The organism is Streptomyces sp. SudanB5_2050, from assembly GCF_964272335.1.
GTDB classification, from domain to species: domain Bacteria; phylum Actinomycetota; class Actinomycetes; order Streptomycetales; family Streptomycetaceae; genus Streptomyces; species Streptomyces rochei.
In genome coordinates this window covers 5,889,178-5,908,216 of record NZ_OZ186760.1, presented here as the reverse complement: position 1 = coordinate 5,908,216, position 19,039 = coordinate 5,889,178, and the positions used below count along the sequence as shown (strand labels likewise).

The 19,039-nt window shown below is 74.7% G+C and carries 13 protein-coding genes; 2 read left to right on the top strand and 11 right to left on the bottom strand.

What is annotated here, in order from left to right; all coding sequences use genetic code 11:
• On the bottom strand, positions 1-828 hold the full coding sequence (locus ACFZP7_RS26345; RefSeq protein WP_030974569.1) for an enoyl-CoA hydratase family protein: 828 nt from the start codon (positions 826-828) through the stop codon (positions 1-3).
• Between the two features lie 182 nt (positions 829-1,010).
• Between ACFZP7_RS26345 and ACFZP7_RS26340 the strand changes: the two genes are divergently transcribed.
• Entirely contained in the window at positions 1,011-1,451 is a 441-nt protein-coding gene (locus tag ACFZP7_RS26340) for an ATP-binding protein (protein ID WP_019325909.1), read from the top strand.
• Here the strand turns inward: ACFZP7_RS26340 and ACFZP7_RS26335 are convergent.
• The 7 genes from ACFZP7_RS26335 to ACFZP7_RS26305 form a co-directional block, all read right to left on the bottom strand.
• A complete protein-coding gene (locus ACFZP7_RS26335) occupies positions 1,408-2,856 on the bottom strand; it encodes an amino acid permease (protein ID WP_019325908.1) in 1,449 nt (482 codons plus the stop codon). The genes ACFZP7_RS26340 and ACFZP7_RS26335 overlap by 44 nt on opposite strands.
• A 106-nt stretch (positions 2,857-2,962) precedes the next feature.
• Complete coding sequence (gene argF / locus ACFZP7_RS26330) at positions 2,963-3,970, bottom strand: ornithine carbamoyltransferase (RefSeq protein ID WP_385636112.1); 1,008 nt, start codon at positions 3,968-3,970, stop codon at positions 2,963-2,965.
• 60 nt (positions 3,971-4,030) lie between these two features.
• On the bottom strand, positions 4,031-5,254 hold the full coding sequence (locus ACFZP7_RS26325) for an arginine deiminase (protein ID WP_127441374.1): 1,224 nt from the start codon (positions 5,252-5,254) through the stop codon (positions 4,031-4,033).
• Positions 5,255-5,329: 75 nt separating this feature from the next.
• Positions 5,330-7,333: an aKG-HExxH-type peptide beta-hydroxylase gene (locus ACFZP7_RS26320; protein WP_385636110.1), complete on the bottom strand. Its 2,004-nt coding sequence runs from the start codon at positions 7,331-7,333 to the stop codon at positions 5,330-5,332.
• Positions 7,334-7,472: 139 nt separating this feature from the next.
• Entirely contained in the window at positions 7,473-7,712 is a 240-nt protein-coding gene (locus ACFZP7_RS26315) for a hypothetical protein (protein WP_019325903.1), read from the bottom strand.
• Between the two features lie 103 nt (positions 7,713-7,815).
• Positions 7,816-8,943 (bottom strand): effector-associated domain 2-containing protein, encoded by a 1,128-nt coding sequence (locus ACFZP7_RS26310; RefSeq protein ID WP_109204327.1) that lies wholly within the window; start codon positions 8,941-8,943, stop codon positions 7,816-7,818.
• Positions 8,940-10,103 (bottom strand): hypothetical protein, encoded by a 1,164-nt coding sequence (locus ACFZP7_RS26305; RefSeq protein ID WP_192340476.1) that lies wholly within the window; start codon positions 10,101-10,103, stop codon positions 8,940-8,942. The genes ACFZP7_RS26310 and ACFZP7_RS26305 overlap by 4 nt, the downstream gene beginning before the upstream one ends.
• Positions 10,104-10,282: 179 nt before the next feature.
• On the opposite strand from ACFZP7_RS26305, the gene ACFZP7_RS26300 reads away from it, so the two are divergent.
• On the top strand, positions 10,283-11,599 hold the full coding sequence (locus ACFZP7_RS26300) for a cation:proton antiporter (RefSeq protein ID WP_385636107.1): 1,317 nt from the start codon (positions 10,283-10,285) through the stop codon (positions 11,597-11,599).
• Positions 11,600-11,665: 66 nt separating this feature from the next.
• Here the strand turns inward: ACFZP7_RS26300 and fxsT are convergent, their stop codons facing one another.
• From fxsT to ACFZP7_RS26285, 3 genes are read right to left on the bottom strand one after another with little or no spacing between them, the layout of a single operon-like run.
• The gene (fxsT, locus tag ACFZP7_RS26295) at positions 11,666-16,312 is read right to left on the bottom strand and encodes an FxSxx-COOH system tetratricopeptide repeat protein (RefSeq protein WP_385636105.1); all 4,647 of its coding nucleotides are present in this window, start codon (positions 16,310-16,312) and stop codon (positions 11,666-11,668) included.
• Entirely contained in the window at positions 16,313-17,455 is a 1,143-nt protein-coding gene (locus ACFZP7_RS26290) for a MoxR family ATPase (RefSeq protein ID WP_385636104.1), read from the bottom strand.
• A complete protein-coding gene (locus ACFZP7_RS26285) occupies positions 17,452-19,002 on the bottom strand; it encodes an effector-associated domain 2-containing protein (RefSeq protein ID WP_385636101.1) in 1,551 nt (516 codons plus the stop codon). Before ACFZP7_RS26285 ends, ACFZP7_RS26290 begins: the two co-directional genes overlap by 4 nt.
• Between the last annotated feature and the right edge of the window lie 37 nt (positions 19,003-19,039).

Genomic DNA, 19,039 nt, shown 5'->3' with positions numbered 1-19,039 from the left:
CTACCTCCCACGCCACTTCGGGGGGCGCTTCTCCGTGAAGGCCGCGTGGAACTCCGCGTAGTCCTCGCCGTTCATCAGGAGGGCCTGGGTCGACGCGTCCAGCTCCACCGCTGCCGCGAGCGGCATGTCCAGCTCTGCCGTGAGGAGGGCCTTGGTCTGGGCGTGGGCGAGGGCCGGGCCGTCGGCGAGGCGGCGGGCGAGCATCCGGGCGGCCTCGTCGGCGCGGCCCTCGTCGGTCAGCTCGCTGATCAGGCCGATCCGCTCGGCCTCCGGCGCCCGCACGGCGTCGCCGAGCATCAGCAGCCGGGTGGCGTGGCCCAGGCCCACCACCCTCGGCAGCAGGTAGGCCGCGCCCATGTCGCCGCCGGAGAGGCCGACGCGGGTGAAGAGGAAGGCGAAGCGGGCGGACGGGTCGGCGACGCGGAAGTCGGCGGCGAGGGCGAGGACCGCCCCCGCCCCGGCGGCGACGCCGTGCAGCGCGGCGATCACCGGGAACGGGCACTCCCGTACCGCGCGTACCACCTGGCCCGTCATGCGGTTGAAGTCGAGGAGCTGGGCGGTGTCCATGGAGAGCGTGGCGCCGATGATCTCGTCGACGTCGCCGCCCGAGCAGAAGCCGCGCCCCTCCCCCGCCAGCACCAGCGCCCGCACGGACCGCTCCCGGGACAGCTCGGCGAGCAGGTCGCGCAGGTCGGCGTAGGCCTCGAAGGTGAGCGCGTTGAGCTTGTCGGGGCGGGCGAGGGTGACGGTGGCGACGCCGTCGGTGAGGTCGACGCGCAGGTGCCGCCAGTCGGAGGTGGGGGCGGCGGAGCCGGTGAAGGGACTCATGACACTCGAAGTTATCACCGTTCTGTGACTGTCGTCACGGGTGCGCGATAGATGCGTCGGGCCCGTGTGCGCCGGGCCGAAGGTCCCGCGCGGTGCCCGTCGAACGGCTCTGCCGGGGGCGCCGTACCATGCATAAGGTTGAAAGCAGGACAGGACCGCCTGCTCCACGAAACGGACCCGCCGTGCACGATCACCCTTCCGCCCCCGCCTCCTGGCGCATCGCGCTGCCGCACTCCGCCGCGGCCGTGCCGGTGGCCCGCGCCCTGGTGCGCACGGCGCTGGCCGAGCTGGAGCACACGGCCGACGGCGACACGGCGGAGCTGCTCACGGCCGAGCTGGTGGCGAACGCCGTCGAGCACACCGCGGGCGGATCGCCGATCGAGCTGGTCGTGGAGCTGCTGCCGACCAGCTGCCAGGTGGAGGTCCACGACCCGGACCCGTCGCCGCCCGGCGACCTCACCCGGCCGGGCATGGAGCCGCCCGATCCCTGGCAGGAGCACGGGCGCGGCCTGCTGCTGATCCGCGCCCTCAGCTCGTCCTGCGGTCACCGGCCCACCGGGGCGGGCAAGGCGGTCTGGTTCAGGCTTCCCGCGATACCCGCTCAGCGGGGTCCCGCGGAGTGAGGTCCGCCTCCGTCCGGGCCAGGCGGGAGTGCCGGCGCCCGTAGGCGGCGTACACCAGCAGGCCCACCGCGAGGAAGACCGCGAACTGGAGCCAGGTCGCCGCGCCCGTCTCGTAGATCAGGTACAGGCAGAAGGCGACGCCGAGCAGCGGGGTCAGCGGGTACAGGGGCACGCGGAAGGTGCGGGCGAGACCCGGCTCGCGGCGGCGCAGCGCGATCACCGCGACGTTGACGGCGGCCATGGTGGCCAGCGTGCCGATGGTGCAGAGGTTGACCACCGCGTCGAGCGGGGCGAAGGCCGCGGGCAGGGCGAAGACCACGCCGACGATGAGCGTGCCGGCGACCGGGGTCGCGGTGCGCGGCGAGACCTTCTCGAAGACGCGCGGGATCAGGCCGTCCCGGGACATGGACATCAGGATGCGGGTCTGGCCGTACATCACGGCGAGCACCACCGAGGCGATGGCGACGACCGCGCCGAAGGCGACCACGCCGCCGCCGATGGTGGAGCCGGTGACCTGGTTGACGACGTAGGACAGCGCGGCGGGGCGGTCGCCGACCGTGTCGCCGCCCACGGCGCCGATCGCGGCGACGGCGACCGCGCAGTACAGCAGGGTGACCAGGCCGATGCAGACCAGGATGGCGACGGGGATGTCCCGGCGCGGGTTCTTGGCCTCCTCGCCGGCCGTGGTGATCGCGTCGAAGCCGATGTACGAGAAGAAGGCGGCCGTGGTGCCGGCGCCGATGCCGCCGAGGCCGGCCGGGGAGAACGGGCTGAGGTTGCCGTCCTCGAAGGCGTAGAAGCCGATGGCGCAGAAGGCGATCAGGACGGCCAGCTTGAGGACGGCCATCGCGGCCGTGGCGCGGGCGCTCTCCCGTACGCCGCGCACCAGGAGCACGCAGGCCAGGGCGATCACGATCACCGCGGGGAGGTTGACCGCGCCGCCGTCGCCGGGGCCGGCGGAGAGCGCGTGCGGGAGCTGGACGCCCAGGACGCTGTCGAGCAGTTCGTTGACGTACTGGCTCCAGCCGACGGCGACCGCGGAGACGGAGACCCCGTACTCCAGGAGCAGGCACCAGCCGACCAGGAAGGCGGTGCGCTCCCCGAGTCCGGCGTAGGCGAAGGAGTACGAGGAGCCGGAGACCGGGATCGCGCCGCCCAGCTCGGCGAAGGCGAAGGCGGTGAAGACGCAGGTGATCGCGGCGAGCACGAAGGAGACGACGACGGCGGGGCCGGCCTCGGCGACCGAGTCGGAGAGCCCGACGAAGATACCGGTGCCGACGATGGCGCCGACACCGAAGCAGACGAGCTGGAACAGGCCCATCGTGCGCTTGAGCCCGTGGCCTTCACGGTCGGCGCCGGATTCGGCCACCAGGAGGTGGGGGGACTTGATGCGGGAAGCGGGCATTGCGGGTGGTGCTCGTTTCTGGTGGTGCGGGGGGCGCGACGGTAGTCGCGGCCGGCGGCACCGGAAGGGGTGGCTCCGGGGCCGCCGGTCAGAATAACGGTCCTGGTCAGGCCAGCGTGGCGACGAGGACGGCCTTGATGGTGTGCAGCCGGTTCTCCGCCTCGTCGAAGACGACCGAGTGCGCGGACTCGAAGACCTCGTCCGTGACCTCCAGGGAGTCGAGCCCGTGGGCCTCGAAGATCTCCTGGCCGACCTTGGTGCCCAGGTCGTGGAAGGCGGGCAGGCAGTGCAGGAACTTCACGTCCGGGTTGCCGGTGGCGCGCAGGACGTCCATGGTCACCGCGTACGGGGCCAGCGCCTCGATCCGCTCCGCCCAGACCTCCTTGGGCTCGCCCATGGAGACCCAGACGTCGGTGACGACGAAGTCGGCGCCGCGCACGCCCTCGTCCACGGCCTCGGTGAGGGTGATGCGCGCCCCGCTCGACTCGGCCAGCTCCCTCGCCCGGTCGACGACCTCCTGGGCGGGCCAGTAGGCCTTGGGGGCGACGATGCGCACGTCCATGCCGAGCAGCGCGCCGGTGACCAGGTAGGAGTTGCCCATGTTGAAGCGGGCGTCGCCGAGGTAGGCGAAGGTGATCCCGTCCAGCGGCTTGTCGCTGTGCTCGGTCATGGTGAGCACGTCGGCGAGCATCTGGGTGGGGTGCCAGTCGTCGGTCAGGCCGTTGTAGACGGGGACGCCGGCGAAGGCGGCCAGCTCCTCGACCTTCTGCTGGCTGTCGCCCCGGTACTCGATCCCGTCGAACATGCGACCGAGGACGCGTGCGGTGTCCTTCACGGACTCCTTGTGCCCGATCTGCGAGCCGGACGGGTCGAGATACGTCGTGGAGGCACCCTGGTCGGCGGCGGCGACCTCGAACGCGCACCGGGTGCGCGTCGAGGTCTTCTCGAAGATCAGCGCGATGTTCTTGCCCTGGAGGTGCCGCGTCTCGGTCCCGGCCCGCTTGGCCGCCTTCAGCTCCGCGGCCAGCTCGACGAGACCGCGGAACTCCTGGGCGGTGAAGTCGAGCTCCTTGAGGAAGTGGCGGCCGGTGAGGGCGAGCGGGACTGTCGCCATGAGGTGCTCCAGAGGTACGGGGACGGGACTCAATGGAACAGTATACGAGAGATTGAATTCTTATACGGGCTGCCGTTCCACCGGGCAGCTCATGCAGCGCGGTCCGCCCCTGCCCCGGCCCAGTTCGCTGCCCGGGATCTCGATCACCTCGATGCCCTGCTTGCGCAGATGGGTGTTGGTGGTGGAGTTCCGCTCGTAGGCGACGACGACGCCCGGCTCGACGGCGAGCACATTGCAGCCGTCGTCCCACTGCTCGCGCTCGGCGGCGTGGACGTCCTGGGTCGCGGTCAGCACGCGGATCTCGCTGAGTCCGAGGCCCGCGGCGATCGCGCGGTGCATGTGCTCCGGCGGGTGGTCGGTGACCTTCAGCTCCTTGTCCGCGGCACCCGGTTCGATGGTGTAGGAGCGGAGCATCCCGAGACCGGCGTACTGGGTGAAGGTGTCGCCGTCGACCATCGTCATCACGGTGTCCAGGTGCATGAAGGCCCGGCGCTTGGGCATGTCCAGCGCCACGATGGTGCGGGCGGAGCCCGCCGCGAACAGCTTGTGCGCGAGCATCTCGACGGCCTGGGGCGTGGTCCGCTCGCTCATGCCGATGAGGACGGCGCCGTTGCCGATGACGAGGACGTCGCCGCCCTCGATGGTGGAGGGGTAGTCGGCCTGGCCCTCGGACCAGAGGTGGAAGGTCTCGTCACGGAAGAGGGGGTGGTGCCGGTAGATCGCCTCGAAGTGCACCGTCTCGCGCTGCCGGGCGGGCCAGCGCATGGCGTTGATGGAGACGCCGTCGTAGATCCAGGCCGAGGTGTCCCGGGTGAAGAGGTGGTTGGGCAGCGGTCCGAGCAGGAAGTCGTCCAGCTCCATGGCGTGGAAGCGCACGGAGGTGGGCTCCGGGTGCGCCTCCAGGTACTCCCGCTTGGTCATGCCGCCGACCAGGGCCTCGGCGAGTTCCCGGGCGGGCAGCGTCTCGAAGGCGGCCCGGAGGTGGTCCGTGGCCAGCACTCCGTACTCCTTCTCGTCGAAGACCCGGTCCAGGACGAGCCGGCGGGCGGCCGGGACGTCCAGGGTCTCGGCGAGCAGGTCGCCGAAGAGGTGCACCGCCACCCCGCGGTCGCGGAGCACGTCGGCGAACCCGTCGTGCTCGGCGCGCGCCCGGCGCACCCACAGCACGTCGTCGAAGAGGAGGGCGTCCTTGTTGCTGGGGGTGAGCCTTTTGAGCTCGAGATCCGGCCGGTGCAGGATGACGCGGGTGAGCCGCCCGGCTTCGGAGTCGACTTGGAATCCCATGACTCCATCCTGACCATTCGGGCGCCTGTTCACCCCCGCTTCGCGCGGGCCCGTGTCCTTCTGTTCACTCCGCCGTCAGCCGGCGGGCCGTGAAGAGCGCGGCTTCGGACGGTGCGGCTTCGGGCCGGGCGGCTCCTGGCGGTGCGGCTGCGGACCGGGCGGCTCCGTGCGGTGCAGCTCCGGGCGGGTCAGGGCGCGCCGGGTGGCGCGGCCCGGGTCCAGGGCCGCGCGGGCGACGATCCAGCCGGAGAGCGCGTGCGGGTCGGCCGGGTCCTGGGCCAGGTCCTTGGCGTAGCCGTCCAGGGCGGTGGCCGGGTCGCCGGCGGCCAGGTGCTCGTCGGCGGTCCGGGGGGCGGCGGGGCGGACGGCGAAGGCGTGGGTGCGGGTGTCCGGCCAGAAGCCGCGGTCCGGACGGAAGCGGAGGGTGCCGTCCGGGGCGGCGGGTGCGGCGAGGTTGCGCAGCCGCCACTGGGTGCGGTGCAGGGCGGCGGCCGTACGGGCCCGTCTGAGCGCGTCCGGCGCGACGGGCACGCGCAGCCAGCCGTCCAGCGTCCGGGCGAGGCCGACGACGAGGCGGCGCCCCGGCGCGGTGAGCCGGGCGCTGGTCCGCAGGGTGCGCACGACCAGCCGGCTCTGGAGCCGGCGCAGCGCGAAGTGGTAGGCGGCGACCTCGGCGTGTTCCGGCTCGGCCAGCCGGTCGCGCCAGAAACCGGCGACGCCCGTGAAGGCGTACGCGCCGTGCAACAGGCCGGTGAGGTGGCGGGGGTCGGCGCGCCAGGGGGCGTAGTAGCGCTCCTCGCGGTCGTCGTCGAGGAGAGGGAAGAGGTGGAGCAGGGCGGCGAGCTTGCTGTGCTGGAACTCGTGGACGAGGGTCTCGGCGAGGGCGAGCGCCGAGCCGGGGCGGGAGATGAGCATGGCGCCGAAGGAGTCGCCGCTGGACGCGGAGACGGCGACGGTCGGTGCGGCGGGCGGGACGGCGGCGGTGCGTCCGTAGGGCACGACGGCGCGTATCAGAGCCGGGTCGAGCCGCCCCGGGCCCTGGTCGGCGCCGGTCGCGGCGAGCACCGCGACGGCACCGTCGAACACCCGCTGCCACTCGGCCGCCTCCTCGGCGTCGAGCCGGGCGGGCGGGACCGGGTCGTCGAGGTCGCGGTAGGGGTCGAGGTCGTCGAGGGGGATGGCGACGGGACCGGCCGGGCCGTGGTGGGTGAGGGTGCGCAGCGGGAGCCAGCCGGCCGACCCGGCGGCGGTCGGCGGGACCGGCACGCGGTGTCGGCCGTCGGGCCCCTCCTCCCCGGACCCGGCGGCAGACGCGGCGGCGGACGCGGCGGCGCTCGCCCCGGGCGCCCGGCCCGCGTCGGCGGCCCCCGCGGGCCGGCCGCCGCGGACGTCCCCGGAACCGCCGGCAACCGGCTCCCCCGGCGCGGACGCCACCGGCTCCCCCGGCGCGGTCTCCACCGTCGGCGCGACCCCGGGACCGGCCGGCCGCGGCTCCACCGGCACGGACGCCGGTCGGCACGTCACGGTCGGCCGGGCGCCGCCGTCCCGCGGTGGGCCGGACAGGGTCACCTCGCCGGCTCTCGCGACCGCCAGGCCGACGGACGGGCCCGGCGGTGCGTCCGGGAGGCGGAGCCGGCCCAGGCCCGGCAGATGCAGGCCGCCGTCGACGAGCGGGACGGTGAGCGCCGTCTCCGTACCGGCGAGCAGGGCGGCGGTGAGGGCCAGGACGTTCAGCCGTCCGGCCTCGGCCCACAGCGGCGGCCCGGTCGCGGTGCCGTGCACCCGGCGCAGCATGTGGGCGATCCAGGCCCCGGTGGTGGGCGCGAGCAGCAGTCCGTCGACCGCCTCCGGGTCGCGTCCGGCGGCGTCCTTGACCACCTCCCAGGCGTCCGCGACCGGCGTCAGCGGCGTGGACAGCTCCGCCATCCGGTCCAGCAGCGTCCGCAGCAGGAGCAGCCGCCGCGCCCGTTCGCCGCGTTCCAGGAAGGCCACGGCCTGCGCGGACCCGCCTCCGGCGGCCAGTTCCGCGAAGAGCCGGTCCGGTACGCGGATCGGGGTGGTGCGCGGCTCGCTGGTCATGGGCGGGGACCTCCGGTCGGGCGGCATGCGGGGACCCCCGGCGGGCACTCGGTCTCGTCGGGTCGTGTCGTCGGCGTGCCTGGGCCGGTGCCGGGGTGCGGGCGGGACGTGCGGCTCTGTCGTGGACGGGTGCCGGCGGCTATTCGGCCCGGGCGCCCCCGCCGCCGCCCTCGCCGCCGCCTCTGATGCTGCCCCGGGCCCGCAGGACCTCCTCGAGCAGTCGGGCGGTGGGGCGCAGCGGTGCGAGGGCGTCCACGGCGGTCAGGGGCAGGGCCGCGACGTCCGCCAGGTCCGACTCCCAGACGTCGGCGCGCCCCTGGGCGGCCGACCGTGCGCGGGTCGCGGCTTCGGCATGGCGCAGAGCGGGCGGCTGGTCCAAGGTGCTCCCCCTTCTCGCACGGTGGCACTCGATGCCCCGTGTCTCTTTCCATCATGGCCATTTGAGGGCAGGTCGAAAACCGTACGATCACGCCACCCGATCATCATCCCCGGTGCGCTCGTCCCGCGGACTCCGCCAGAACCCTGATCGCTTCGGCCAGTTCGCGCCCGAGCGCCGGGTCGTCGTCGACGGCCACGACCGCGTCGTACAGCTCCCACAGCGCCTGCGGACGGCGCCGGACGAGCCAGTTGAGGATGCCGGTCGCGTCGGTGCGCGCCTTGGTGTGACGGGGAAGTGTCCCGGTGAAGCGCGGGTCCAGTGCGGCGACCACCGTCTGCCGCTCGGCCGGGTCGCTCATCAGCGGATAGGCGAGGAGCGCGTCCACGGCCCGCAGCAGCGGGGAGGCCGGCCGCTCCGGTCCGCCGCGCGCCGTGGGGAGGAGGACCTCGGTGCGTTCGGGGCTCTGCAGCCGGATCTCGGGATACTGCAGAGTACGGCCCGCCTCCCTGAGAGCGGCGATGCGCTCCCGCACGGCCGGAAACAGTTCCTCCGCATCGGGCGGAGCGGGCAGCACGGCCGATCGGCCGGCCAGCAGGGCGAGCAGGACGTCGGAGAACAGGCCGGTCGCCCGTACCGGATCGTTCGCCGCGACGCGGCCCCGGCCGGCGGCGCGCAGCACGGTCTGCCGGTGCGCGGTGCCCCGCCTGCCGACGGGCAGCGCGTCGGGCGGCAGCGGCTCCCGGAAGCCGAGCGCCTCCTCGAAGGTCTCGCAGGCGTCCACCAGCCACCACTGGTCCGCGAAGCCCGGCACCGCGTCCCCGGCGTAGCGTTCCAGCGCGGAGTCCAGGTCGATGCCCAGCTTGTCCTCGACGCCGGCGTCCGCGCAGAACAGCCTCAGGTGCCCGGACCGGTCGAGGACGCCGTGCCCGCCCCACCAGACCCAGAGCACGTCCCCCCGGGCGGCGGGCAGTTCGCGTACGAGCAGCCGGCGCAGCGTGGCGTGGTCGGCGGGAGCGTACGGGACCTCGGGGACGTACGGCGGCAACGGGGCCAGGTGCAGGCGGATGTTGGCCTCCGGTACGCCGGCGGCGCGCAGCAGGCGGTGGAAGCGGACGGCGTCCCGGGCGGGGCCGGGCAGGTCCCAGCCGGGCCCGGCCTCGTAGGTCTCGACGCCGACGACCAGGGCGTGGACGCGGGCGGGGTCGACGGCGGCGGGCCCCGGGCCCGTCACGGGAGCCGCTCCCCGATGTGCCGGTACACCTCGGAGTTGGTCCAGTAGGCGCTGTGCGCGGCGGGGAACGGCTGGCGGCTGTCGACGGCGATGTCGGTGACCCGGCCGGGGAAGAGGCCGGCGCCCAGGTAGGAGAGCAGGTCCCGGGGGTCGTAGAGGTTCAGCCAGTCGGGGACGTGGGCCGGCAGGGGCGCGGGGTGTTCGAGGGAGGGCAGGGACCCGGACTCGTACAGGAAGGGGGCCTGGGACCCGGCGGTGACCAGCAGCCGGACCTGGGGCAGCGGGGTGAGGACCAGGGTGTCCAGGGCGATGATGCCGCCGAGGCTGTGGGCGACGATCGCGACGGGTGGTTCGAGTCCGGCGATCAGGGCGCGCAGTCCGGCGCGGACCGCCTCGCCTCGGCTGAGGTAGCGCAGGACGTCCCCGGCGGCGGGGTGGGCGGCCTCGGTCAGGGCCCGGCGGCGGCGTACGACGGCGCGGGAGGCGGCGGAGGAGGCGACCCGCAGTGCCAGCGAGCGCACGCCGCGCTCCGCACCGCGGGCGGACGCCCCGAGGACGGCGGCGAGCCGGCCGACGACGGCGTCCCGGGTGACGCCGACGGGCACGAGGGGCGCGTCCGTGTCGAGGAGGCCGGCGACGACCTGGGCGGTGAGGCAGCGGGCGGCGACCTCGGCGAGGTCGTCCGGGGCGAGGGAGGCGGCCGCGGGGGCGAGCAGCGGGTGGGCCGCCAGGTCCGCGACGGCACGGGCGAGGCCGGGCCCCAGCTCCGCCGCCGGGCCGTCGCCCTCGGCGAGGAGGTCGGCCAGCCGGGCACGGACGCGCAGGTCGGGCGGCACGGAGCCGGGGGGAAGTTCCTCGGCCGGGGCCGACCCGGCGGCGGCGAGCGCCAGTTCGGCGTAGGGATCGGCGTAGAGGACCGCCCAGTCGGCGGTGTCGTCGTCCCCCGGGCCCGGGGCGAGCGGGCCCCGGCCGGTGCCGGTGGCGGGGGGCAGGCTCGCCCCGCCGGCGGCCAGCGCGGCACCGTGCGCGCCGCCCCAGTAGTACGGCACGACGCGCAGCCCGCCGCGCAGTGCGCTCACTCCGGCGGCGAAGCGCCCCGCGAGCGCAGAGAAGCCCGGTTCGCGCACTCCCGTGCCGTGGATGAAGACGACCGCCGTCATGTGCCCCCCGTGACCCTGGTGAAAAACCCGCGTACGACTTCCGATGGCGCGTCAGATCGTTTTTATTCTAGGCAAGTTGAGGCGTCGGCATGGGAACGCTTCGAACACGGGGCCGCCGAACGGCGGGCCGTCGGACACGTCTGCGGGCCGGTCGGCCACCGGACCAACGGGGGGACAGGATGAGCCCTGACTCGCTGATCACGCACTTCGTGGGGGCCTCGGCCCTCGTTCTGGTGGCGGCGCACGCGGCGGGCTGGCTGGCCCGGAGGCTGAAGCAGCCCTACATCGTGGGCCAGTTGTCGGCGGGCATCGCGCTCGGCCCCTCGCTGCTCGGCTCGCTGGCACCGGAGGCGTACGCCACGCTGTTCCCGGCCGCGATCGGGCCGGCGCTGACCGGCTTCGCGCAGCTCGCGCTGGTGGTCTTCCTGTTCGCGGTGGGCTACGAGCTGGATCTGAAGATCCTCGGCGACCGTGCCCGCACCTCGCTGACCGTGGCCCTGGCCTCGTTCGTGGTGCCGATGGCGGTGGGCTGCGGGGGCGCGCTGCTCTTCCGGGAGCAGCTGCACGAGCTGGGCATGCCGCGCGACCCGTCCCCGGCCATGGTGGTGTTCGCCGGGATCGCCCTGTCGATAACGGCGGTCCCCGTGCTGACCGCCATCGTGCGGGAGAACGGGCTGTCCCGGTCGGTGCCCGGGGTGGTCGCGGTGTCCGCGGCCGGCGTGCTGGACGCGGTCTGCTGGACGGTGCTGGCCGGCGCTCTGATGGACGGCGGGGGCGACGGCGCGGCTCTGGACTGGCCGTGGCGGGTGGTGCTGGCCGTCGGTTTCGTCACCGTGATGGTGCTCGCCGCCCGGCCGTTGCTCCGCCGTCTGCTGTGGCGGACGCGACTGGAGCCCTCCCTGCGGCTGGCGCTGCTCATCGGCTTCGCCCTCGGTTCGGCGTGGGTGACGCACTCCCTCGGACTGCACGTGATCTTCGGCGCGCTGCTCGCCGGGGTCGTGGTCCCCCGTGAGGAGGGCGGCACCCTCGACCCCGATCTGCTGCGGCCGTTGCACGACGTCAGCTCGCTGCTGCTGCCGTTCTTCTTCGTGGTCTCGGGCCAGTCGGTGGCGCTGAACAGCATGGACGGCACGGGCTGGGCCGTGCTGCTGGCGGTCACGGTGCTGGCGGTCGTCACCAAGATCGGCAGCGGGACGCTCGCCGCCCGGCTGGGCGGGCTGGACCGGCACGAGGCGCGGACCGTCGGTGTGCTGCTCAGCGCCCGCGGCCTCACCGAGCTGATCGCCCTCGACGCGGGCCTCCAGGCGGGGCTGCTGAGCCCTCAGCTGTACACGGTGCTGGTCTTCATGGCGCTCGCCACCACCCTGTTCACCCAGCCGCTGCTCCTCCTGACCCGCCGCCTCGCGGACCGCGACCCCGCCCGGTGTCCCGCCCCCGTCCCCTCCGCGTCGCCTCCCGCCCAGGACGGCCGGACGGCACCGGCGGACCTGGGCTGAGGCCCCGTACGCGGCCGGGCGGGACCGCGCCCCGAAGGAGGGGCGGTCCCGCCCGGCCGCCGGCGATTACAGCGGCATGGGCGCCATGTCGCACTCGATGCGGCGGCGACGGCGTGCCGCGACGAGCCAGGGGTGGTCGGCGCGGACCTTGTCGGTGAAGCCCTCGACGGCCCGGCGCTCCAGTTCGTCCGCCTCCGCCCCGCGGCCCAGGCCCCGCAGGTCGAGGGCGAGGTTGGCGGTGCAGGAGAGGGTGAGCGGGTGGTCCTCACCGGCCACCTCCGCGAGCAGCGGCAGGTTGGCCTCGTCGATCTCGCGGGCCCGGTCGAAGTCCATCCGGGCGGCTGCCGTGCTGGCCTGGCCGATGGCCGTGGTCAGGGTGGTGATGTGCCGCTCCCCCAGCGTCTCGGTCAGCCGGCGGGCCGCGTCGTCCTCTTCCTCCTGCGCCGTGTCCAGCGCGCCCACCGCCCGCAGCGTGGCGGCCAGGTTGGCGCGGGTGAGCAGGGTGTAGAGGTGGTCGGCGCCGAGCCGCTGCTCGTAGCGCCGCACGGTGTCCTCGGCGAGCTGCCGCGAGCTGTCCAGATCGCCGGCCAGCCGCCGGTCGACGGAGAGGTTGGCCGCCGTCGCCAGCGAGTCCGAGTGGTCGTTCCCGTAGCGGTTGACGAAGCGCCGCAGCGTCTCCTCGGTGAGCTTGGCCGCCTCGGCGAGGGCGCCGTCGCGGCGCCGGCAGACGGCCAGGTTGCGGGCGATGCGCAGGGTGAGCGGGTGCTCGTCGCCGAAGGCGGTGCGCGCCCGGCGGTACACGTCCTCCTGGAACTCGCGGGCGCCCGGGTAGTCACCGCTCTCGCGCATGTCGATGGCCAGGCCGTTGAGGGTGTTCAGCGTGAAGAAGCTGGAGGGGCCGAACAGCAGGTCGCGCAGCCGCGCGTTCTCCTGGTCGAGCCGCAGCGCCTCGCGGAACTCCCCCACCAGGCGGAGGTCGACGCCCCACGAGTGCGTCGCCCGCAAGGTGGCGGGGTCGTCGGAGCCGAACAGGGAGCGGGCCAGTTCGGTGGCCTCCCGGCTCACGCTGCGGGCCTCCTCCATCCGGCCCTGGTAGCGCCGGGCGTCGGCCATCTCGCACAGGGAGTCGATCAGTTCCTCGGGCTCGACCTCCAGTCTGCGCGAAGTCTCCAGCGCCTTCTCGATCAGCGGGATGGACTCGGGCACCTGCCCGGTCTGCCGCAGCAGGAAGGAGAAGCTCTTGGTCATGCGGACGACGTGGATGTCCTCCTCGCCGGAGGCGGCGAGCCACCGGTTCCACGCCTCCCGCGCGAAGTCGGCGGCGCCCTCGTGGTCCCCCCAGTAGTAGAGGAACCAGACGGTGTCGGCGACCAGGTCGCGCACCCAGGTGTCGGAGCTGGTCACGGCCTGCGAGGCGAGGACGTGGGGCAGCAGCGCCTGGTAGGCGGGCCATTCGATGGAGGAGCCGTACGGCCCCGGCTTGGCCGCCGAGAGCAGCTGGTGGGCGGCGCCGCGCATCCGCTCGCGTTCCTCCTCGCCCAGCTTGGCCAGGAGCACGGTCTGCAGCAGGCGGTGCATCTGGAGGGTGTCGGCGCGCGGGTCGACCTTGATGAGGGAGAACTGGCTGAGGTCGCGCACGGCGCGGTTCAGCCGGATCGACTGGCGCAGCAGCGGGTCGACCTCGGGCGTGATGCTGACGCCCCGGCTGCCGCGGAGGATGGAGCGCGGGATGGGCTCGGGGGCCATGCTGGCGCAGATGTCGAGGAGTTGGCGGGCTCCGGGGTTGTTCTGCTGGATGCGCTCCAGCGACAGGTCCCAGGCGGCGGCGACGGAGACCGGGTAGTCCGGTGCCGGGTCGAGTTCCAGGATCTCGGGGCTGCGCTGGGCCAGCAGGTCCAGGTACTCGTCGACGAGCATCCCGGTGACCGCGCGCCAGGCACCGGCCTGCTCGACGGCGAGCGGCAGGTCGCCGAGGGCCTCGGCGAGCCGGTCGGCGTCCTCGGTGCTCAGGTCGGGCGAGCGCTTCTGGAGCAGTTCGATGGACTCGGCGCGGTCGAAGACGTTGACCGGCAGCGGGGTGGCCACGCGTTCCCAGGCCCGGTTCCGGGAGGTGACGATGACCTTGCCCGGACCGTTGGTCGGGAAGTACTGGCGTACCGCCTCGACGTCCTCCGCGTTGTCGAAGACGAGCAGCCAGTCGTTGAACGGGGTGCCGTTGCGCAGTGCCTCCAGCACGGCGGGCACCGCGGTGTTGGCGGTCGGCGCGCCCACCCGGTCCTGGCCGGCGGGGGTGACGCCCAGCTGGGCGGCGAGGTTGCCGAGCGCGGCCAGGATCAGGCTCTCGCGTTCGGCGGGGATCCAGCAGATCACCTTGTAGTCGTGCTGGTGGGTGTAGATGTACTCCAGGGCGAGCTGGGACTTGCCGACGCCGCCCAGCCCGTGCAGCGCGTGCGGGAGGACCGCGGCCGTGTCCTGGGCACCCAGTTGCTCCTCCACGGCCCTCAGCAGTCCCTGCCGGCCGACGAACGAGGTGTTGCGCAGGGGCACGTTCACCAGCAGGGCGGGCGTCGCGGTCGTGGTGCTCTGCATGAGCTGCTCAGCCTCCGGGGCTTCGGATGGGGTGGCGTCGGTTACCAGGGGCGGCACGTGGTCTCCAGGTTCGTCGGGACGGTTCGACGCTGGATCACTGCCTTCTCGGCCGCCGGATGATCCCCCGCCGCCCGCAGGGTTCACCTCAGTGGGTGTACCCGGGGGCAAACCGGCGCCCACCCGTTCGGCCGCACCGGACGGCGGGCGTCCGGAGAGTTGGGGTTCGATGCGCCTGGCCCGCTCGGAGTAGGGCCCCGAGAGGGCGCGCATCACGGCCAGCTCGCTGCGCGCCCAGCCCCGTTCGGCGGGGTCGGGCAGGGCGGCTCCGGCCGGGTCGTGCAGCGCGGCACGCAGGGCGACGCCGCGGCTCCCGGCAGCCGACAGCTCGCCCACCATGCTGACGGTGCGGGCGAGTTGGCTGCGGGTGGTGGTGGCGAGGAGTGCCTCGCGCACCCCTTCGGCGAACTCGGGGCGGCCCTCGCCGCCGCTGTCCCAGTCGATCAGACCGCCCATGAGGATCTCGGCGAGGTGGTCCGGGCCGGTCTCCGGCATGGTGCGGCGCCGCAGCTGTTCCACGAGGTCGAAGTCGAACGGGACGGCGGCGAGTTGGGTGGCGAGCCGGCGTGCGGCGGGCGTGGCGAGGGTGAAGAAGCGGCGTACGGCGGCGCCGGCGGCGCGCGGCAGCCGGGGGGCGCGCAACCCCGGCGCGGGCGCGCCCTTGGCGAGGGTGCCGGCGACCACCACGGGCAGGGACCGGCGTACGCCCCGCTCGCCGGTGACGAGGTCGGCCCAGGTGCCGAGCGAGCCGGCCTTGAGGGAGAGGACGGGCACCGGCAGGGAACCGTCGTCCGCCTCGGGCAGCGGGCGCAGCGGGTCGAGGCCGCCGGGCGGCGCCCAGTGGCCGAGGCCGTCGTTGGCGGCGCCGAACCCGCCGGCCTCCAGGACCGCCTGGTACGGGTAGAGGGAGGTGCGGTGCCGCAGGTGGGGCGGGAGCAGGTGGACGAGGGCGGTGGGCCCGGCGTGGCCGAGGCGCCCGAGCAGGTCGTCGGCGGCCGGGGCGGCCCAGCCGTGGGCGAGTCCGTCGGTGACGACCAGGAAGACCCGGCCGCCCCCGCCGCCGAGGAGTTCGGAGGGGTCGGCGGGGGCACGGTCGCCGGGGCGGCGCAGGGTGGCGGTACCGGTGCGCGGCACGTGCACGCGGACGGCGCGGACACCGCGGAAGGCGCCGCAGTGTTCGGCGGCCTCGACGAGGCGGGCGCAGGTCTCCTGCCAGATCCGCATGGTCGGGGCGTCGTCGACGAGCAGGACGAGGTCGAAGGCGGTGGCCCGCGCCGGGCGCAGGAAGGGCAGCCAGAGGCCGTCGGAGACGCCCTGCTCAGCGGTGGCCTCCTCGTCGAGCTCCAGGGTGTGGCGGGAGGGGATGTGCCGGGCCAGCCGGTTCAGGGCGCGGGCGAGCAGCGCGGTGGCGCGGCCGGGAGCGGGCTGCGGCCGTTCCTCGGAGGGCAGCAGAGGACGCCCGAGGTGCAGCGTGAAGGTGCCCGCCGTGTCGGGTAACAACCGGCGGGGGGTGCCGTGTTCGGTGGGCCCGCCGTCCGGCGGGCCGGTGGACGCGGGGCGGTCGGCGGGGTCGGGGTGCGGTGCCGGCGCGGTGGGCTCCTCGGCGGCGGGGACGGCCGGGTCACCGGTGCCGGGGACGGCCGGCCGGCGGTCGGGGCGGGGGTCGGCCGCGCCGCCCTCGGCCGTGACCGGGTCCGGCAGGCGCACGTCCGGGGCGCCGGTCGTGGACGGGTCCCCGCCCGCCGGGGCGGGCCGCGGGGGCGGGGAGGCGGGGTCCGGCGCGGCTTCGGGATGCGGGCGGCCGGTGTCCGGGCCGCCGTGCCGGTGCCAGTACGCGGCGAGCCACACCGCTTCGGCGACCTCGCGCCAGTGGGCGTCGGAGGGCTCCGGCCCGTCGGGGTGCGGCTGGTCGCGGGCGGGTGCGCGCCGGGCCGGGGCAGCGGCGGGCTCCGCTCCGTGCCCACGCGCGCCTTCGACGGACTCGGGGGACGCCGACGGAGGCGACGTCCCCGAGACGGGACGGCCGTCGCCGGGTCCGGATGCGCGCTCCCTGGGAAAGCCGGTCATTCAGCGGCCCTTCGCGAGGTCGCGGAGCAGCATTTCCACGAGCTTACGCCCGGCACCGGCCGCCTGGAAACCACCCGCGGTAGTCATCTGGACAGCATTGAGCAACTGGTCCAGCGAGTGGGTGCCGCCGGAGCGGATACGGCCGACGAACTCGTCCACCAGGGCCTCGGTGCCCTCGGGCCGCATCCCGAGGTGGCCCTCGACCAGGGCGAGCAGTTGCTCGCGGTCGGGAGTGCGCAGTTCGAGGGGCAGGCAGCGGCGGCGGAAAGCGGCCGGGAACTCGCGCTCTCCGTTGCTGGTGATCACCACGACCGGGAACTCCCGGCACTCGACGCGCCCGTCCCGCACCAGCGCCTGGCCGGCGGGGTCGCTGGTGTGCACGCGCGCGGTGGCCGCGGCGTCGCGCACCAGTTCCGGGACCTCATAACTTCCGTTCTCCAGGACGTGCAGCAGGTCGTTCGGCAGGTCGATGTCGCTCTTGTCGAGTTCGTCGACAAGGAGGACCCGGGGACGATCGTAGGGCAGCAGGGCGGTGCCCAGGGGCCCGAGGGTGATGAAGTCCCCCAGGACCGGCGGGAGTTGACGATCCGATGGTACGACCGCCGGATCGACGCCGTCCGGTCCGGCGCTCGCGCCCTCCTCGACCGGCTCCCCCGCCGGGTCCGCCGCGGCCGGCCCGGTCCCGTCCGGCCCGCCGGGCGCCGCGCCGCGCAGTCCGGCCTGCCAGGCGGCGATGGCCTGGGCGCGGCCCATCGCGTCGTGGACGTACAGCCCGTCCCGCAGCGTGCTCCGGCTGACGATGTTCCACTCCAGGACCCGGCCGAGGCCCAGTTCCCGGGAGATCACGTAGGCCAGCGTGGACTTGCCGATCCCGGGCGGGCCGGTGATCAGCAGCGGTCGGCGCAGCAGCAGGGCGGCGTTGACCGTGTCGATCTCCTCGGGGCCGAGCTGCGGGGTGACCTCGCCGGGGCCCAGCCTGCGCACGGCCGCCTCCGGCTCGTCCGGCGGGGCGGGCTGGGCGGGCGCGCCGAGGAACCGCCGCCAGGGCGGCGCCTGGGGCAGCGGGGGCGCGACGACCGGCGGACGGCCGGTGCCGTGGAACACGCGCCAGCCGTTCGGGGACGTCTGCTCCTGCGTGCTCATGCCGGTGCCTCCTCGTCGGCGAGATCGCCGGGGTCGATGGTGTGCATGTCGACGATCCGGGTGGGATCGTCCCAGAAGAACCCGATGTGCCGCCCCAGGAGTCTGCCCGGACCCCGCTGATTCAGTTCCGCGTTCCGACGCAGCCGGTGGATGGCGACCGGGATCTGCCCGGGTGTCGGCACCGAGGCGAAGACGGCCGTCACCACCTCGCGCCGCTCCTCCGGGAAGGCCCCCCGGCGGTCCCACACCGCGAGCCCGATGCCCTCCGCTATCGCGGCCTTCAGCGCCTCCATGGCGGAGACCCCGGCCGGGGCGTCCAGCACCACGGCCGTGTGCCGGGTGTCCCCCGCGAGCGTGGCCTGCCACGCGTCGAGCCGCCGCGCGTCCGGACCCGCCCAGCCGTGCACGCTGACCCCGTGCTGCCGCAGCGCGTGCCAGCGCTCCTGCCACTGGTGCCGCACCAGCGCGTCGTCGGTGCGCATCCGCTCCAGACTCCGTAGGTGCACGCCGTACTTCAGACCGAGCGGCAACGGACGTCCGTCGCCGATCCGGTACGTCAGACTCGCCACGTCGTGGTTGAGGAGGTCGTACGGAAGGACGAACTCCACGTACGCCGACGGCCGGCCCTGTCCACCCGCCCCCGGCTCCTGCGGCCCGCCCCACAGCCGGGCGCCCTGCCGCAGCGCGTCGTCCACCGCCGGCCCGAGCCCGTCCAGGGTGGTCACGGCCGGCGCGCCGGGCTGGGGGTCCCAGTGTCCGGGCACGGTGTTGAGCCAGGGCCGCACCACGACGTCGTCGGTGCCGTCCCGGGCCGGCTCCACGGCGACGATCAGGCAGCGGGGGATGTCCGGGTCCCGTGTCACCCCGACGCGCGCCTCGCGCCGCCGTTTCAGCTCCTGGGCGAGGCCCGCCCGTTGCGCCCAGGCGTCGGCCCATTCGGTCAGCGCGGCGCGGTGGCGGTGGCCGGCGGCGAGCGGGGCGGCACGGTCGAGGAGGAGGACGGCGGGCGGCAGGCCGTCCGGCTGGACGTTCCACGCCAGGACGTGGAGGAAGAGCTGGTCGGGCTGGAGGCCGGTGGGCAGGTCCAGGCCGTTCAGCTCCTCGGCGAGGTCGTCGCGCAGCCGGTCCGCGGGCAGGGGACCGTCGGCGAGGACGGCGCGGGCGCCCCGCTCGTCGTCGGCGTCGAGCGGGCCGGGCGGGGCCGCGGGCGCGGCGGCCGGGCCGGGGGCGATCAGCCGGGACAGCTCGTCCCCCGCGGCGTCCCCCTCGAAGATGCGCACCGCCTCGACGAGATGGTGCTCCCCGCCCGCCGTGTTCAGGGCGGCGCGGATCAGCGCGACCACGTCCTCACGCTGCCGGATTCCGCGCAGGTCGACGGTGCGGCCGCCCAGCAGGTCCCCGAGCAGACCGGCGAACAGCAGGCGGCTCTGCGGGTCCTCGGTACAGCCGAGGGCGCACAGCGCGTTGGTGAGATCCAGCAGGAGGGCCGTACCGCGCGCATGGCGGGCGCCGCCTTCGGCTCCGCCGGGTCCCGCGCCTGTCTCCACCGACTGTCCCCCATGAGTCGGTTGTCATGCCTGACCG

What these genes read in the sequence shown, in the direction of transcription:
- argF (WP_385636112.1), bottom strand. Translation starts at nt 3,970, where the DNA reads ATGGCGACAGTCCCGCTCGCCCTCACCGGCCGCCACTTCCTCAAGGAG.
- ACFZP7_RS26305 (WP_192340476.1), bottom strand. Translation starts at nt 10,103, where the DNA reads ATGACGGCGGTCGTCTTCATCCACGGCACGGGAGTGCGCGAACCGGGC.
- ACFZP7_RS26335 (WP_019325908.1), bottom strand. Translation starts at nt 2,856, where the DNA reads ATGCCCGCTTCCCGCATCAAGTCCCCCCACCTCCTGGTGGCCGAATCC.
- ACFZP7_RS26345 (WP_030974569.1), bottom strand. Translation starts at nt 828, where the DNA reads ATGAGTCCCTTCACCGGCTCCGCCGCCCCCACCTCCGACTGGCGGCAC.
- ACFZP7_RS26320 (WP_385636110.1), bottom strand. Translation starts at nt 7,333, where the DNA reads ATGACCAGCGAGCCGCGCACCACCCCGATCCGCGTACCGGACCGGCTC.
- ACFZP7_RS26290 (WP_385636104.1), bottom strand. Translation starts at nt 17,455, where the DNA reads ATGAGCACGCAGGAGCAGACGTCCCCGAACGGCTGGCGCGTGTTCCAC.
- ACFZP7_RS26325 (WP_127441374.1), bottom strand. Translation starts at nt 5,254, where the DNA reads ATGGGATTCCAAGTCGACTCCGAAGCCGGGCGGCTCACCCGCGTCATC.
- ACFZP7_RS26300 (WP_385636107.1), top strand. Translation starts at nt 10,283, where the DNA reads ATGAGCCCTGACTCGCTGATCACGCACTTCGTGGGGGCCTCGGCCCTC.
- fxsT (WP_385636105.1), bottom strand. Translation starts at nt 16,312, where the DNA reads ATGACCGGCTTTCCCAGGGAGCGCGCATCCGGACCCGGCGACGGCCGT.